15 protein-coding genes are annotated in these 16471 nt (G+C 40.2%); 13 read left to right on the top strand and 2 right to left on the bottom strand.

Translation table 11 applies throughout. From position 1 onward, the window contains the following. Positions 1-2: 2 nt before the first annotated feature. Both J2S78_RS02700 and J2S78_RS02705 read left to right on the top strand, forming a co-directional pair. Entirely contained in the window at positions 3-314 is a 312-nt protein-coding gene (locus tag J2S78_RS02700) for a YrhK family protein (RefSeq protein WP_306896980.1), read from the top strand. Positions 315-385: 71 nt separating this feature from the next. Beyond that, entirely contained in the window at positions 386-952 is a 567-nt protein-coding gene (locus J2S78_RS02705; RefSeq protein WP_306895998.1) for an FAD-dependent oxidoreductase, read from the top strand. Between the two features lie 71 nt (positions 953-1023). On the opposite strand, the gene J2S78_RS02710 is transcribed toward J2S78_RS02705, so the two are convergent. Beyond that, positions 1024-1851 carry an HAD family hydrolase gene (locus J2S78_RS02710; RefSeq protein ID WP_306896000.1) on the bottom strand — a complete coding sequence of 276 codons (828 nt, stop codon included), beginning with the start codon at positions 1849-1851 and terminating at the stop codon, positions 1024-1026. Between the two features lie 261 nt (positions 1852-2112). Between J2S78_RS02710 and J2S78_RS02715 the strand changes: the two genes are divergently transcribed. From J2S78_RS02715 to phnE (J2S78_RS02735), 5 genes are all read left to right on the top strand, one after another. Beyond that, positions 2113-4740 (top strand): single stranded DNA-binding domain-containing protein, encoded by a 2628-nt coding sequence (locus tag J2S78_RS02715; protein ID WP_306896002.1) that lies wholly within the window; start codon positions 2113-2115, stop codon positions 4738-4740. 98 nt (positions 4741-4838) lie between these two features. Then, the gene (locus J2S78_RS02720) at positions 4839-5828 is read left to right on the top strand and encodes a phosphate/phosphite/phosphonate ABC transporter substrate-binding protein (RefSeq protein WP_306896004.1); all 990 of its coding nucleotides are present in this window, start codon (positions 4839-4841) and stop codon (positions 5826-5828) included. Between the two features lie 98 nt (positions 5829-5926). Continuing rightward, positions 5927-6694 carry a phosphonate ABC transporter ATP-binding protein gene (gene phnC / locus J2S78_RS02725; RefSeq protein WP_125553587.1) on the top strand — a complete coding sequence of 256 codons (768 nt, stop codon included), beginning with the start codon at positions 5927-5929 and terminating at the stop codon, positions 6692-6694. Then, entirely contained in the window at positions 6694-7500 is an 807-nt protein-coding gene (phnE, locus tag J2S78_RS02730; protein WP_306896981.1) for a phosphonate ABC transporter, permease protein PhnE, read from the top strand. Before phnC ends, phnE (J2S78_RS02730) begins: the two co-directional genes overlap by 1 nt. Further along, the gene (gene phnE / locus J2S78_RS02735) at positions 7497-8285 is read left to right on the top strand and encodes a phosphonate ABC transporter, permease protein PhnE (RefSeq protein ID WP_306896007.1); all 789 of its coding nucleotides are present in this window, start codon (positions 7497-7499) and stop codon (positions 8283-8285) included. The genes phnE (J2S78_RS02730) and phnE (J2S78_RS02735) overlap by 4 nt, the downstream gene beginning before the upstream one ends. Before the next feature lie 155 nt (positions 8286-8440). On the opposite strand, the gene J2S78_RS02740 is transcribed toward phnE (J2S78_RS02735), so the two are convergent. Continuing rightward, on the bottom strand, positions 8441-9448 hold the full coding sequence (locus J2S78_RS02740) for an LLM class flavin-dependent oxidoreductase (RefSeq protein WP_306896009.1): 1008 nt from the start codon (positions 9446-9448) through the stop codon (positions 8441-8443). Between the two features lie 182 nt (positions 9449-9630). On the opposite strand from J2S78_RS02740, the gene J2S78_RS02745 reads away from it, so the two are divergent. The 6 genes from J2S78_RS02745 to J2S78_RS02770 all read left to right on the top strand — a co-directional run bounded on the left by J2S78_RS02745 (position 9631) and on the right by J2S78_RS02770 (position 16413). Further along, on the top strand, positions 9631-10815 hold the full coding sequence (locus J2S78_RS02745; protein ID WP_306896013.1) for a galactokinase: 1185 nt from the start codon (positions 9631-9633) through the stop codon (positions 10813-10815). Then, positions 10812-11810, top strand: coding sequence for a UDP-glucose 4-epimerase GalE (gene galE, locus J2S78_RS02750; protein ID WP_306896015.1), 999 nt, complete (start codon positions 10812-10814; stop codon positions 11808-11810). Before J2S78_RS02745 ends, galE begins: the two co-directional genes overlap by 4 nt. Beyond that, a complete protein-coding gene (gene galT / locus J2S78_RS02755) occupies positions 11807-13315 on the top strand; it encodes a UDP-glucose--hexose-1-phosphate uridylyltransferase (RefSeq protein ID WP_306896017.1) in 1509 nt (502 codons plus the stop codon). The genes galE and galT overlap by 4 nt, the downstream gene beginning before the upstream one ends. A 15-nt stretch (positions 13316-13330) precedes the next feature. Further along, positions 13331-14377, top strand: coding sequence for an aldose epimerase family protein (locus tag J2S78_RS02760; RefSeq protein WP_306896019.1), 1047 nt, complete (start codon positions 13331-13333; stop codon positions 14375-14377). Between the two features lie 12 nt (positions 14378-14389). Then, on the top strand, positions 14390-15382 hold the full coding sequence (locus tag J2S78_RS02765; protein ID WP_306896021.1) for a LacI family DNA-binding transcriptional regulator: 993 nt from the start codon (positions 14390-14392) through the stop codon (positions 15380-15382). 86 nt (positions 15383-15468) lie between these two features. After that, positions 15469-16413 (top strand): agmatinase family protein, encoded by a 945-nt coding sequence (locus J2S78_RS02770; RefSeq protein ID WP_306896023.1) that lies wholly within the window; start codon positions 15469-15471, stop codon positions 16411-16413. The last annotated feature ends 58 nt before the right edge of the window (positions 16414-16471 follow it).

A 16471-nucleotide genomic window follows, 5' to 3' on the forward strand; every position in this document is an offset into this window, starting at 1 on the left:
AGATGGAGCTGGTGGCAACAAAAAGCAATCAAGACGATTATGTCGATATTTCTTTAGGAAGATATGAGTTTTTCTTTCAAAAGAAGTATACAGTATTAAATACAGTAAATGATTTTCTTATCGGTGTGTGGTTTTTTATAGGGAGTTTTTTCTTTTTCTCTAAAGCACTACAAGATATTGGGACATGGCTCTTCGTATTGGGGAGTTTACAGCTTTTGATTCGTCCGACAATACGCCTCATTCACGATTTTCACTTAAGAAAGCATGTCCAAAAGCGAAAAGAGATGCAGCAAAGGAAAAAGCTTCATCGTTGACTTCCTTGAAAAGGGAAACATAAACTAGTATTGTTAGAAAAATTTGATAGTTTTGAATAGGAGGAGATACGATGTATGATGTTATTATTGTAGGAGCAGGGCCTGCTGGCGCAAGTGCTGCTTTATTTACGGCTAAGGCTGGTGAAAAGACACTCGTCCTTGATAACGATCAAAGTATGACAAAAGCGGCCTGGGTAGAAAATCATTACGGGGCACCGGAAATAGAAGGACCAGAACTTTTGAAAACGGGCCGAGAACAAGCTGGGAAATTTGGAGCAGAATTTGTTACTAAACAAGTGGAATCTGTTTCAAAAACAGATAATCAGCGAGTGAAAGTAGAGACGGATAATGGAGAGTACGAAGCAGAACATGTAATTATAACAGTCGGCGGCAGTACGAAACTCGCTGAATCTTCAGGAATAAAAACCACGGAAGGCAAGGAGCCGCGTATTAAGACTATAATAGACATAGACGAGGCTGGTAAGACGAATCTCGAAGGCGTGTGGGCAGCTGGAACCGTGGCAGGAGTAAGTGTACACACTATCATAACAGCTGGAGATGGCGCCAAAGTGGCGGTAAATGTTTTATCAGAAATGAATGGAGAACGTTATGTCGATCACGACATTTTAAAGAAATAAGTTACCTGTCAAGAGAAATATAAGAATCCCGGTGGAGTTGAAGGTACATCCATCGGGATTTCGTTTGTCTATTACAAATTTATTAACGGGAATAAATCGGATAAAGAACGGATACGTACGGTATTCGAACGTGTTTGGGTGCGTCCTTGTGGATCAATAAGCACAGAATACATCCCTAGGTTTTCAGCTGGAATAATGTCATTTAAGTAATTATCACCAATAGATACAACTTGGTCTGGAGACAGATTATATTTTTTCATTACAGTGGTAAATTGGTTGCCCGTTTGAGCAGGTTTTTTGGCATTAGGAATAACATCATGAAATACTCCCTGTAAATCTAATGTTGTTAATAACTGTTCGACATCATCTGCTTGTGAATTAGTAAGTAGTACTAGTGTCATATATTGTTGCAGCCGTAGAAGAGATTCTCGTCGTTCGGGATGCTTGGCAAATTGAAAAGCTTCTGTTTGCATATATAATTTTGTCGCTTTGTATGCGTCAAATGTACTGCCGACACCGTAATGTTTGGCTGCAGCAACGGGAGGCCACCAGCCGTCACCAATAGCAATCATCGTGTCAAAATCAAATTTGACCGGCACTTTATAATCTTCTCCCTCTGAAACAACATCTCCCTCCCAGTTCCACGTTTTCATCACTTGATATGTTTCAGGATGAACTTCCAAAATTCGATCCCGTGTTGTGTCATATATCCGCCCAATCACAACGGGATGTTCGCCCCTCATCATCTTATTATAGTCTTTCCGAAAGGAAGAGCGTTTATGTTCCGGTAATTTTTCTTCCAATTGTTTCGCGTAATAATCGAAATGATGAGTATCTTCATAAAGAGTGCCGTCCAAGTCAAAAATAGCTGCATCTATCTTGTTCCACGGTATAGTCAATGTATATCGCCTCCTAAAGAAATCAGAAATTAGTAAAAAAATGTAACATTTAATGTTACTAATTTTCAAAAAAGTGATATAATTAAAAGAGCATAGAATAACAAGTTTGTAAATATATACTTTTTTTCTGTTTGTATTACTTTACCTCATCCTAGTGTTCAAATCTAGCATTTACGATTAATCTTTATTTCAAATTAATACTAGCTATATAAAAGATTTTTACAATGGGGGTATAAGATGACATGAAAGGGTGGGAGTTGAATGAAAATAGGAGCGAAAAAAGTAGTTGCTTTGTTATTAGGTGTAGGAATAATAGGTGTTCCAGGGTTCATTCAAGCAGAAGGACCGGATGATCCAGCCCCTGAAATCATTCCTGATGATTCCAATGGGAAAAGTGTATTGTTTGATAATACACATGCACAAACCGCCGGACAAGCCGATTGGGTGATTGATGGAGCGTTTTCTGATTTTGCAGAAGGGATTGCTGATAATGGATATCACGTTAATGAACTTCGCCAAACAACCCCGATTGATGTAGATGATTTAGAACCTTATGATGTCTTTGTTATACCGGAAGCGAATATTCCGTTTAAGAAAGAAGAACAAGAAGCAATGATTGAATACACAGAAAACGGCGGAAGTATCTTTTTCATTTCTGATCATTATAATGCGGACCGTAACTTAAATCGTTGGGATTCGTCGGAAATAATGAATGGGTACCGGCGCGGTGCGTATGATGATCCTGTGAAAGGGATGGATCAAGATGAAATAGATTCGGAGGCTATGCAAAATGTAGAGAGTTCTGACTGGTTGTCTGATAACTTCGGTATTCGTTTTCGATTTAATGCACCTGGTACAGTAACAGCGGATCAAATTGTAGATCCGGCTCACTCATTTGGTATTACAGAAGGAGTAAATGAGGTGGCGATGCACGCTGGATCTACACTGGCTATTACAGATCCGGATGTTGCAAAGGGAATTGTATACTTACCGGATAACCTCGATCAAAGCGACAAATGGGATCCTGCTGTAGATGAAGGAATCTATCACGGAGGGGGAGAAGACGAAGGACCTTATGCAGCGATTGCCAAACATAAAGACGGAAAAGCGGCTTTTATCGGAGACTCTTCTCCTGTAGAAGATGCTACACCGAAATATCGTAATGAACAATCTGGTCAAACAAAAACAACATATGACGGTTTTCAAGAAGCAGATGATGCTGAACTATTGTTGAATATGATAGATTGGCTCGCCGAAGAGGAAGAGTATGATAGCTTTTCGGAAACAGACATACCGCTTGATGATACTTCTCCACTATTAAACAAAGAAATACCGGAAAACACCAGTCAACCAGAACCGGAGCCTTGGTCCCAGCCATCTACTGGTTATGATTGGTATGATCCATCTACCTTTGCTGATGGATCTTATGGGTCCAGTGAAGATCCGGTGGAAAATCCGACATTTAAATTTAACCACCAAGACACCCTTCCCAATGATGGATCATTTACATTGGAGCTTGTTATAGATGGTTTGAATCCTAATCAAACGATATCAAGTTATAATATAGGAATGTATCTTGAAGGAGGACAACAAGTGGCCCAAGTGCAAAACGACGATGGAAGTTGGCCTTCTCAATATGGATATAGCGAAGACTTTTCTGTGACTGCTGATGAAGATGGGACTGCCGTGAAAGAGTTAACCGTTCGAGTGCAAGAAGGAACTCAAGGAGAAGCTAATCTGCGGCTCAGACAAGGTGGAAGTAACTTATATACCACTTCCGTATCCATCGGTGAGGGTACTGGAGATCCAGAAGCCCCTGATGACGGTGAAAGGGAGCCGGAATTCATGAGTATACAAGAAGCGCGTACACAGACGGAGGGAACGGAAGTTGAAGTGGAAGGTGTGATTACCTCAACACCTGGAATGTTTGGGGCTCAAGGATTTTATATACAAGACGAATCAGCAGGTATTTATATTTTTCAAGATGACAACTCGATTCAAAAGGGAGACAAAGTGAGAATTACAGGTTCTCTTGACACTTATAATAGTGAAAAAGAACTTGTTAATATTAAATCTATAGAAATCCAGAGAACGAGCAATCTTCCTCCCTATAAAACAGTAGAATTTTTGGACGGGGAAAATCAAGGAGAGCGGGTAACCATTACAGGTGGAACAATTGAAAATATGGAGAGTTTCTATAATGCGTTTGAGTTTGACATCCGTAAAAATAGCCAAACGACTAAAGTACGAGTTGATCACCGAACAAATATATCATTAGAAGACTTCAATTCTTCATTTAACGAAGGAGATTCAGTATCTGTCTCAGGAATAGCTTCTATATATCAAGGAAACCATCAATTGATGCTGCTTGATCTTGAAGATGTTGAGTTAAATACATCCCCTCCTGTTATTCAAGACATTTCTATGTCGGAATTTGAGATTACAAAAAAATACGATGTTCCACTAATCGTTAAGGATGAAGATAGTGACGTCACAACTATTACAGCAGAGATGAATGGTGAAACTTGGGATGAAACGATAAATATTTCTCCTCTTCAGTTCAAGCCTGGAACGTATGCAGTTACTGTTCGTGCTAAAGATGAAGCTGGTCATACAACAGAACGATCTTTTGAGATAGAAGGAGTACTGGGAATTAATCAATTGGATGAACTAGTCGAATTGGGTGAAGAAAATGGATATATTCATGATGAGAAAGTTGTCGATAGGTTGGTGAAGAAAGCAGAAAATGTTCAGAAGGCAAAAAATGAGCCTTCGAGGAGTGGGAAATGGAATGCTCTTTTACATCAACTAGAAGCTCAGTCGGGGAAAAAAGTAGAAGAGGAATACCTTTCATATTGGACATACCCTAAAAAATTAACAGAAAATTAATAAACTTAATAGTAAAAATAATGTAGAAAAATATATCTTTTACAATGCAATGATAGATTGTAATAGACATATAAAAATAATCTATAGGGGGTAAAAAAATGAAAAAATTTACACACATGGGACTTACACTTCTTCTGTCGTTAGGTATCCTTGCTGCTTGTGGTGAGGGAGATGAAAATACCGAGGATACGTCAGGGGATAACGGTGATACTGACGAAGAAACAACAGAAGAAACAGACAGCTCCGAAGAAGCAGAGGGGGAAGAATTGGATGAGCTATCTGTACAATTTGTTCCTTCTCAAAACGCTGACACTCTGGAAGCAAAAGCTAAACCACTAGAAGATTTACTCAGTGACGAATTAGGGATTCCGGTAACAGTTAGTGTATCAACTGATTACAATACAATTGTAGAAGCAATGGATTCCGACCAAGTAGATGTTGGATTTTTACCTCCAACAGCATACGTATTGGCGGAAGAACAAGGAGCAGCTGAAGTTATACTGCAATCACAGCGTTATGGTGTGAATGATGATGGATCACCAACCGAAGAGCTGGTTGATTTCTATAAATCTATCTTCATTGTCAGAGACGATTCTGATATTGAATCTATTGAAGATTTAGAAGGTAAATCTATTGGTTATCAAAACGTAACATCTTCAGCTGGTTTTGTTTGGCCTGCAGCAACGTTGATGGATGCGGGACTTGATCCGTTGGAAGATGTAGAGCCTGTAACGTTAAAAGGACACGATCAGGCAGTTATTTCACTATTAAATGGAGATGTGGATGCAGCAGTTACGTTCCAAGACGCACGTAACACGGTTGTAGGTGACTATGAAGATGTATTTGAGGAAACACGAATAATTGAATTTACAGAAGATATTCCAAATGACACAGTTACCATTCGTCCAGAAGTGAGTGAAGGAATGAAAGATGAGGTAACGGATGCTTTCATTGCTATTGGAAAAGATGATGAGGGTCGTGAAATTATTCAAGACATTTATTCTCATGAAGGTTATGTAGAATCAGAAGACAGCAATTTTGATACTGTAAGAGAATATGAAGAAACCGTAAGTCAAGAAGTTCAATAAGTAAAACGAATGTATAAAGTAAAACGATTAAACACGGGCTGCCGGAGGTATATTCCGGTCGGCCTTCTTTTACTACCAAGATGAAAGTAGGGTATGTCGTGATAGAATTCAAAAACGTTTCAAAAGTATATCCGAATGGAACTCGTGGCTTAAATAATGTCGATTTACGTGTGGATGATGGGGAATTTGTCGTAGTTGTCGGATTATCTGGCGCAGGAAAATCTACATTTTTACGATCGATTAACCGTCTTCATGAAATAACAGAAGGGGAAATTTTAATTAATGGAGAATCGATCACGAAAGCAGGCGGGAGTGAATTGTATCGCATTCGTCGCGATATAGGTATGATCTTCCAAAATTTTAATCTTGTTCGACGTTCTTCGGTAATGAGAAATGTGTTGTCCGGACGGGTTGGCTATCACTCTACATTACGGATGATTTTTGGTTTATTTCCAAAAGAAGATAAAGAACTCGCAATGCGAGCTTTAGAACGGGTGAATATGCCGGAAAAAGCATACATGAGGGCCGATGAGCTATCCGGTGGACAACAGCAGCGCGTGTCGATTGCGCGTGCCTTAGCTCAAGAAGCAACACAAATTTTGGCGGATGAACCCGTCGCTTCTCTAGATCCTATGACGACAAAACAAGTCATGGATGACTTAGCTCGAATTAATAAGGAATTGAACATGACGATGATTGTCAATTTACACTTTATTGATGTCGCTAGAAAATATGCCACTAGGATTATTGGTTTAAAAGAAGGAGAAGTAGTGTTTGATGGTCCTGTAGAAGAAGCAACAGATGATGTGTTCAGTGAAATCTATGGTAGACCAGTAAATGAAGATGAATTGATGGGGGAAGCATGATGAAAAAAGAAACAGAGGTAACGCAACAGCATTCTAATGTTCCTGTCCCTCCTTCAAAAATGAAGCCTTTTCTGACCATATTAATCGTACTCTTACTGGTAGCAGGGAGTGGCTGGCAGATAGGTTTTTCCATATCTGAATTGACCGAAGGATTGCCTAATATGTGGGATTTAGTGGTTCAACTAGTTCCGCCTGATTGGGCGTATTTCTCTGAGATTACTTCTCCGATATTGGAAACCATACGTATGGCTGTGGTTGGCACGACTTTTGGGGGATTACTGGCATTTCCACTGTCGATGTTGGCTGCCAGGAATGTTTTTCATACGTCCTGGATTACGGTTCCAGCAAGATATCTTTTAAATTTAATCCGAACGTTACCAGAGCTTTTACTCGCCGCATTGTTTGTGGCAATTTTTGGGATCGGTCCTATTCCAGGTGTACTTGCTTTAATGTTGTTCTCCTTAGGGATTATAGCAAAATTATTCTATGAATCTGTAGAAGCTATTGATTCTGGTCCAATGGAAGCTATGACAGCAGTAGGTGCCAATAAAATAAAGTGGATTATTTTTGGAGTAGTCCCACAAGTCACCGCTTCGTTTATGTCTTTTTTCCTTTATGCATTTGAAATTAATATAAGAGCAGCCGCTGTTTTAGGGTTAGTTGGAGCTGGGGGTATTGGGCTGTATTATGAACAAAACCTCGGCTTTTTTGAATATGGAAAAGTATCATCGATTATCGTCTATACATTAATCGTGGTGCTGCTTATAGACAACCTTAGTACGAAGGTAAGGGAGAAATTACAATGAAACAACATGGAAAAACATTTATTTATACACGGCGAATCATTGTTGTTGCAGCAGTGTTATTGGTTTACATATGGGCCTTTGCAGGGTTACCGCTGTTAGAATTGAAGGAAACATCAGGAGAAATTGTCTCCGCCATTTTTTCAGGACTCTTTCAGCCGGATTGGGGTTATGTTTACGATCCTGGAGGAGAAGACTTACTACGAGGACTTTTGGACACATTGGCTATTGCATTACTAGGAACCTTCATTGCTTCTGTCCTGTGTATTCCTTTTTCGTTTATGGCATCCAAAAACATTGCAAAAACAAAAACGATGGTAGGGTCCAGCAAGTTTGTTTTAAGCTTTATTCGTGTTTTTCCCGATATCGTTCTAGCTTTATTGTTTATTAAAGCGGTAGGACCTGGTGCCTTTGCAGGTGTCTTAGCACTCGGCATCGGTGCGGTCGGTATGCTGGGAAAACTTATTTCTGAAAGTGTAGAAGGTATTGATTTAAGCGCAAGAGAAGCTTTAATTGCCACAGGAGGTAATCCAGTAAAAACATTTATGTTTGCGATTGTTCCTCAAGTATTGCCGAACTTTTTTTCCTTTGTCTTGTATCGGTTCGAAGTTAATTTAAGAGCGGCAACCATTTTAGGAGTGATTGGAGCTGGAGGTATCGGAACTCCACTGATTTTTGCCTTAAGTGTCAGGGACTGGGGTCGAGTAGGTATAATTTTACTTGGTATTATCGTGATGGTCACTTTGATTGATGCTATCTCTGGTAAAATAAGAGCTCGATTAGTGTAAGAATTCATTGAACCATTTTCTTCTTTTTTTGGGAAAATGGTTCTTTTTATTTGGTGTTGGATGTCCCGAAAAAGGGAGTGCTGTCCCGTAAAGCAGCAAACCTGTCCCGTAACCGAGAAAATGTGTCTCAAAAAGGGGACATGCATACATATTACTTAAATAAGTTCAAACGCAGATGCTAGCAGTTTGTAGGAATCTACTTTTTTCTTAAAGTCATAAATATTAGTAATGACCATGATTTCATCTGTTTGATAACGCTCGCTTAATCGCTGAAGTTCTTGTTTCACTTGATTCGGGGTACCAATAATTGCGCGTTTGCGATTTTCTCTGACGCGTTGTTTTTCTTCCTCTGACAATACCGTCTGTTTCGCTTCTTCGACAGAGGGGATTTTTGTGCTGCGGCCTTTTTCTACAGCAAGTAACCATAAATCTTGGCTCAGTGCGAGCTCTTCTGCTTCTTCCTCGATTTCAGCACAAACGACAAAAACACAAGCCGTTATATGAGGATAGGGCATTCGTTCAGACGGTTGAAAATGAGATACGTATTTTTCTACAGCCTCTTCTCCATGATTTGGATTAATAAAATGCCCGTAAGTAAAACCTGCACTGTTTGTAGCTGCATGTTTTGCGCCTCGGGCGGATAAACCGAGCACCCATGTTTGCGGCAGGGAATGAATGAGAGGAGCGGTTTTGATTGACGAGTATGGATGATCTTTTGGCAACGTTCCGTCTAAAAATCCTTGTAAGTCAGAAAGTTGACGCGGAAACTCGATTAAGTTCTTTTTCACTCCATCTGTAAGCGCAAGTCGAATCGTCTGTCCACCGCCTGGGGAACGACCGACGCCGAGATCAATTCGTCCGGGAAACAAAGCTTCTAGCAGTTTGAAATTTTCCGCTACCTTGTAGGGACTGTATTGTGGTAATAATACGCCGCCAGAGCCAATTCGAATCTGTTCTGTGTTGGATGCTACATGTGAAATCAAAACTTCCGGTGAACTAGAAGCAAGACCGCTCGTACTGTGATGTTCTGCAACCCAAAAACGGGTGTAACCAAAAGACTCGGCATATTGTGCCAGTTCTTTTGTTTGTTTTAGTGCCTGTTGAGGGGTTGATCCCTTAGAAATAGGGGATTGATCGAGAATACTTAATTTCAAAACGGGCATCTCCTTTCAATATAATCCGACGTTCTCTTATGTAATATTATGAATCGCATGTCATTAAAATAGCAAAAAAACTGCTTCACATGCTTTTTAGTAAAAATAAATGTAAATTTTACTTGAAATTTTACCTTGTTGTTTCGTATGATAAAGATACAGACATAAAAGGCAGGAAGGACGGGAATGAAATGGTTGTAAGCGATTTAAAAAACAAGTTTATGGAACTATATGGCGAGCGTGATTTTCGAGTATTTTTTGCTCCCGGGAGAATTAATTTAATAGGAGAACACACAGATTATAACGGCGGTTATGTATTTCCATGTGCGATAACAAAAGGAACATACGCGGTAGCGGCAAAACGGGAAGACCGGAAAATCCGCATGTATTCGGAAAATTTTAGCGATAAAGGTGTTATGACATTTTACTTGGATGATATGTCTTTTCAGGAAGACCATAATTGGGCAAATTATCCGAAAGGAATGATATTAAAACTAATGGAGGCGGGTTTTGATATCCCTTATGGGGTGGATGTTCTTTTTTATGGAAACATACCGAATGGTGCAGGTCTTTCTTCTTCGGCTTCTATTGAACTAGTTACAGGTGTTTTAGTAGAATCATTGTTTCAATTATCGGTGGAACGAATGGATTTAGTGAAAACCGGTCAAAAGGTGGAGAATGAATTTATTGGTGTAAACAGCGGCATTATGGATCAATTTGCGATTGGTATGGGGAAAAAGGATTACGGTATACTGCTGGATTGTCAGACGTTACTTTATGAATATGCGCCTTTGCATTTAGAAAATTACACACTACTCATAATGAATACGAACAAAGAGCGGACGTTGGCATCATCGAAATACAACGAACGGCGTGAAGAATGCGAATCGGCATTAAACGATTTACAACTGTACGAAGACATTCACGCACTTGGAGAATTGTCGCCGAAAGAATTTGAAGAATTAAAGCCCTATATTAATAATCCGACCGCTGTGTATCGGGCAAAACATGCCGTTTATGAAAATCAAAGAACAAAAACGTCCCTGAAAAAATTAAAAGAAGGAAATTTACAAGGATTCGGGGAGCTGATGAATGAATCTCACGTATCCCTCCGAGATGATTATGAAGTGACTGGAAAAGAATTGGACACGTTAGTGGAGGCGGCATGGGATCAAGATGGTGTGATTGGAGCACGGATGACTGGGGCAGGCTTTGGCGGGTGTGCTATTGCTATTGTTGAAAAAGAGAAGACAGAAATGTTTCTAACAAAAGTAAAAGCACACTATCAATCTGTTATTGGGTACAAACCGTCGATTTATGAAGCGAACGTGGGCGATGGTGCGAAAGAATTAACAGAAGAGGAAGTGATACAATGAGCGTTTTAATCGTGGGCGGTGCCGGATATATAGGTTCACATGCTGTTCACCAACTGCTGGATAAAGGTAAACAACCAGTCATCGTCGATAATTTACAAACAGGCCATAAAGAAGCGATTCCGCGTGGCGCGGTATTCTACGAAGGGGACATACGGGACCGCGAGTTTATGAGAAATGTATTTAAGCGAAAAAGAATTACACAAGTTATGATGTTTGCGGCCCACTCGCTTGTTGGAGAATCGATGGAAAAACCATTGGAGTATTTTGATAACAATGTGTATGGAACACAAGTTTTACTAGAAACGATGATAGAAGCGGGCGTACGTGAAATCGTCTTTTCATCAACAGCAGCCGTTTACGGAGAACCGGAAAAAGTACCGATTACAGAAGAAGCGCCGACAAAACCAGAGAATCCATATGGTGAAACAAAGCTGGCGATGGAAAAAATGATGAAGTGGTGTGAAAAAGCTCACGGTCTCCGTTATGTATCCTTGCGTTATTTTAATGTAGCGGGAGCACGCGCAGGAGGAAAGGTTGGAGAAGATCACCGGCCCGAGACACATCTTGTACCAATTATCCTTGAAGTGGCACTTGGAAAAAGAGATGCCATCACCATTTTTGGCTCTGATTATTCTACGCCAGACGGCACATGCATTCGTGATTACGTTCATGTTGAAGATTTAATAGCGGCACATATAAAAGCGCTCCACTATTTGAAAGAAGGTGGCGACAGTAACATTTTCAACCTTGGCAGCAGTGAAGGGTTTTCCGTCAAAGAAATGGTAGAGGCAGCTCGTCAAGTAACCGGAAAAGATATTCCTCAGCAAATGGGAGCACGCAGAGCGGGGGACCCTGCAAGATTAATAGCATCATCAGATAAAGCTAGACAGGTGCTGAATTGGGAACCGAAACGTACGGATGTTCAGACGATTGTAAAAGATGCATGGAACTGGCATCAAAAAAATCCTCAAGGTTATGGAGGACGTTCGATATGAGAGTAGAATATGTATGTACGGTAGTAGAAGAACTTGTCCAGCAGGCTGGGAATCTTGGTATGATGGCGTCTGAAGATAAGGTCTACAGTCGAAATCAAGTGTTAAAACAGCTAGGTATTCACGATTTTGTTCCAGATAGGGCAGAGAAAGTTCCTGCTAGCATCCCGGATATTCTTGAGAAACTTGCAGACTACGCTGTGGAACAAAAACAAATAGAGAATTTGCTGGAAGAAAGAGAGCAGTTGACCTCCTCCTTGATGAATGTGTTTATCCCACAGCCATCTGTTGTAAATCATCGATTCTATGAAAAATACGAAAAAGACCCAGTGGAAGCAACCAATTATTTTTATGAGCTAAGTCAAAATTCCAATTATATTCAAACGAAACGCATTGCTAAAAATATTTACTATCAAGTGGAATCTGAATATGGAAGCCTTGATATTACTATTAATTTATCGAAGCCGGAAAAGGATCCTAAAGAAATTGAAAAAGAAAAACAGAGGAAAATGGATGCGTCGTACCCGCTGTGTTTATTGTGCATGGAAAACGAAGGATACGGCGGGAGAATTGGTCATCCGGCACGATCGAACCACCGCTTAATTCGTGTTCCGCTCGAAGGGGAACGCTGGTACTTGCAATATTCGCCGTACGTTTATTACAACGAACATTGCATCTTGCTGGCAGAAGAGCACCGCGACATGAAAATTCAAGCATCCACTTTTAAACGGCTGCTTGTCTTTGTAGAAAAATACCCACACTATTTTATGGGATCAAACGCTGATATTCCGATTGTAGGCGGTTCTATTTTAAGTCATGATCATTATCAAGGGGGACGCTATGAATTTACACTGGCTAAAGCTCCTGCTGATTATTCCTTTTCATTGACCGCTTATCCGGATGTACAGGGATCAATCGTGAAATGGCCGATGACTGTACTCCGTCTTCGTTCGGGAAATCAGGAGAATCTTGTGAATGCAGCGGACATGATTTTAAAAAAGTGGAAAGATTACAATGATCCTGCTCGTGACATTCAAGCTTACACAAAAGGTACTGCTCATAACACGATTACTCCGATAGCGCGCTGTCGTGGTGATGAATATGAACTAGACCTAGTATTGCGCAATAATCGAACAAATGATGAGCACCCCGAAGGTATATTTCATCCTCATGCTGACGTTCATCATATAAAAAAAGAGAATATTGGCTTAATTGAAGTGATGGGACTGGCGGTTTTACCAAAACGTTTAGCAGAAGAACTTAAAGAAGTCGAACGTTATTTACTCAAAGACAATCAGAAGGTAGAGCCTGCTCATCTACCGTGGGCGAAAGAGTTAAAGAAGAAATACGGAGAACAAACAGATGAAGAACGGGCTGATGCCATTGTTAAAATGGAAGTGGGGAAAAAGTTTTTACGAGTGCTAGAAGATGCTGGTGTGTTCAAACGTGATGTGAATGGTCAAAAAGGATTAGAAGCGTTTATAAAAACCTTAAATGAAGGATCATAATAGGAGGAAATAGATATGATAAAAAAAGAAATCATCGATCATTGGGACGGAGAACCGGTTGTTCAATTTACAATGGAAAATAATCAAGGCATGAAAGTGGAAGCGCTCAATTTTGGCTGCCGTATTAATGGTCTATACGTTCCAGATGAAAAAGGGAATGTAGAAAATATAGTACTTGCTTATAAAGATGTGAAAGACTACAAGACCGACAGTATTTATCTTGGAGCAGTGGTTGGCCGAGTAGCTGGTCGTATACCATATGGCCGTTTAGAGTTAACAAATGACGTACATCATTTGTCTTTAAATGAAGGTTCTCATCATTTGCATGGAGGAACGACAGGATTCAGCCACCGGTTTTGGTATTATGACATGGAAGAAGCTGATGGTGAAGACCGTATTGTTTTTTCTCTGCAAAGTGTAGATGGAGAGGAAGGTTATCCTGGAACGGTTGATATAAAGGTGATTTATGTTCTTGAGGAAAATGGAAAATTTTCGATAGAGTATGAAGCAATGTCAGATAAAACGACCTGGGTAAGCTTAACAAATCACACGTATTTTAATCTAAGTGGTAATCAAAAACGAGATATTGGCAATCACGTCGTACAGGCTCCTGCCGAATGCATATTCGAGCTTGATGATTATTTAATACCGACAGGAGACCTTGTTAAAATAGACGGAACTCCATTTGATATAAGAGAAGGGCGAAAATTAAAAGATGTTTTTTCTGAGAGTCATCCACAATTATCTGTAGCTAATGGTGGATTTGATCATTTTTTCGTATTTGAAAAAGAAGCAGAAAAAAAAATCAGCGTTTATGAGGAAAAAAACGGGCGCACGTTAGAAGCAGCAACGACAGAACCCGGGGCTGTTATCTATACGGGTAATAAAGTGAAAGATAGTTTAACTTTTAAAGAAGGAAATGGCCACGTTTTTGCTGGAATATGTGTGGAAACAGAACGCCTGCCTGAAGATTTTCGCGAATTGGACCGCCCGACTTGTCACTTGGAAGCAGGCAAACCATATAAAGCAGCAACAACCTTTACATTTGGCACAAAAAAATAAAGGAGCTCTAAAATGGCTACAATTAAAGATATAGCGGAGAAAGCAGGTGTTTCGCTTGCAACCGTTTCTAGAGTGTTAAACTATGACGAGTCTTTGTCCGCGACAGAAGCAACGAAAAAGAGAGTATTTGAAGCAGCAGAAGCGCTTGCCTATAAAAAAGGTAAACGAAAAAACACCGTTGCTTCTTCTATAGCCATTGTGCACTGGTATACAGAAAAAGAGGAGTTAGAAGATCTTTATTATATGTCGATACGACTTGGGGTAGAACAACGCTGTCAGTCTAAAGCTATCAAGTTTGTGAAGTATGTCTATGATGATTTTATCCAGCTTGAACCGGGTAATGTTGATGGGATTATAGCCGTCGGGAAATTCAGCTATGAACAGGCAGCATCTATCGTAGAATTTTCTCCCCATGTCGTGTTTGTTGATTCATCCCCTGATAGTGAGCAATTTGATGCGGTTGTTGCAAATTTTGAACGAGCTGCTGAAAAAGTGTTACGGCATTTTATAGAAGGCGGACATCAACAGATTGCTTATATAGGGGGAAGAGAAAGGTATCGGCTTGATTCGCAAGAAATAGATGACCCTAGAGAGCGAACATTTCAGTCTTTTATGACAAAACATGGATATTATGATGGAAATCTTGTATTTACAGGCTCCTTCACGGTTCAAGCTGGACAGCGTTTGATGGAAGAGTTGATTGAAGCATACCGTGATAAGCTCCCCACGGCTGTGTTTGTTGCAAATGATACAATGGCTGTCGGCTGCTTAAGGGCCTTGCATGAATACGGGATTCAAGTACCGGATGAAATCAGCTTAATAAGTGTAAATGATATTAGTATTTCAAAATATATGTATCCTGCCCTTAGCACGGTGAAGGTGTATACCGAAGTGATGGGAGAAACGGCCGTCGATTTATTGATGGAACAAGTGAATGAAGACCGAAAAGTAAGTAAAAGAGTTGATATTGCCACGACACTTGTTTTGCGGAAAAGTAGTAAATGACGAGATAATGCAGTCGTCAGAGAAAATTACCGTTGATAATGTTATAATTGTCGGCAAAACCTTAGAAGGGAAGGGTGCATGAGACAATGACAGAATATGTGTATGGCAATACACCTTGTTTCTTACATAGTAAAAAAATCAATGATACTAATCATGAGCATGTGGATGCTGTCGTGTATGGTGTTCCGTGGGAAGGAGGCGTGACGTGGGGAGATTATACAAGTTGTGAACTTGGGCCGAAATCGATGCGTCTTGCCTCTGGGCGTTATTCAGGTTTTTTACCAGAGTTGGATGCAATAGACGTATTTGAACATCTCACGCTCGGTGATTTAGGTGATGTGACGATTAATTGGAATGATCCGGAGGAAACAATGGAACGGATTACTGATTTTACAAAAAATCATCTTTGGAGCAACGATGTTTTTCCTATTGGTCTAGGCGGTGATCATAGTATTACGTATCCGATTATTAAAGGACTAGTTGAACAACAAGGTAAGAAAGTCGGAATTATCCACTTGGATGCACATTACGATAACATGCCGTCTCACGGTAATGACCAATACGCAAGGAATACTCCGTTTGCGCGGCTCTATGAACTAGAAGGAGTTCGAAATGAGAGCTTGATTCATACAGGAATTCATGGTCCGCGGAATAAACCGGAAAGCGGCAAATTCGCCAATGATGCAGGAGCGGTGACCATTACATCGAGAGACATTCGCGAATGCGGTAATATTTATAAAATGGCGGATGACATTTATGAAAAAGCAAGCCAAGATGTAGATGTTGTCTATCTTTCTATTTGCAGCGACATTCTTGATTTTGCTTTTAATCCAGGTGGCCCGCCTGATGCAAATGGATTGTCATCTTATGAGTTGTTGACGTTAATTCATGAGTTTGGGAAAAAGGGCTTAGTTGGAATGGATTTTGTAGAAGTGTATCCTGAGACGGATGTAAATCAGTTCTCTGCTCATTTGGCATCAAACATCGTGTTGTATGTGCTTGCAGGAGTGGCAAAAAATAAAAAAATGTAGAACGGCGCGGGTAATTTGCCCGTGCTTTTTTTTAGATCTAATTCAGCAATAAAGGGTT

The sequence above is a fragment of the Salibacterium salarium genome (assembly GCF_030813635.1).
In the GTDB taxonomy this organism is placed as follows: domain Bacteria; phylum Bacillota; class Bacilli; order Bacillales; family Marinococcaceae; genus Salibacterium; species Salibacterium salarium.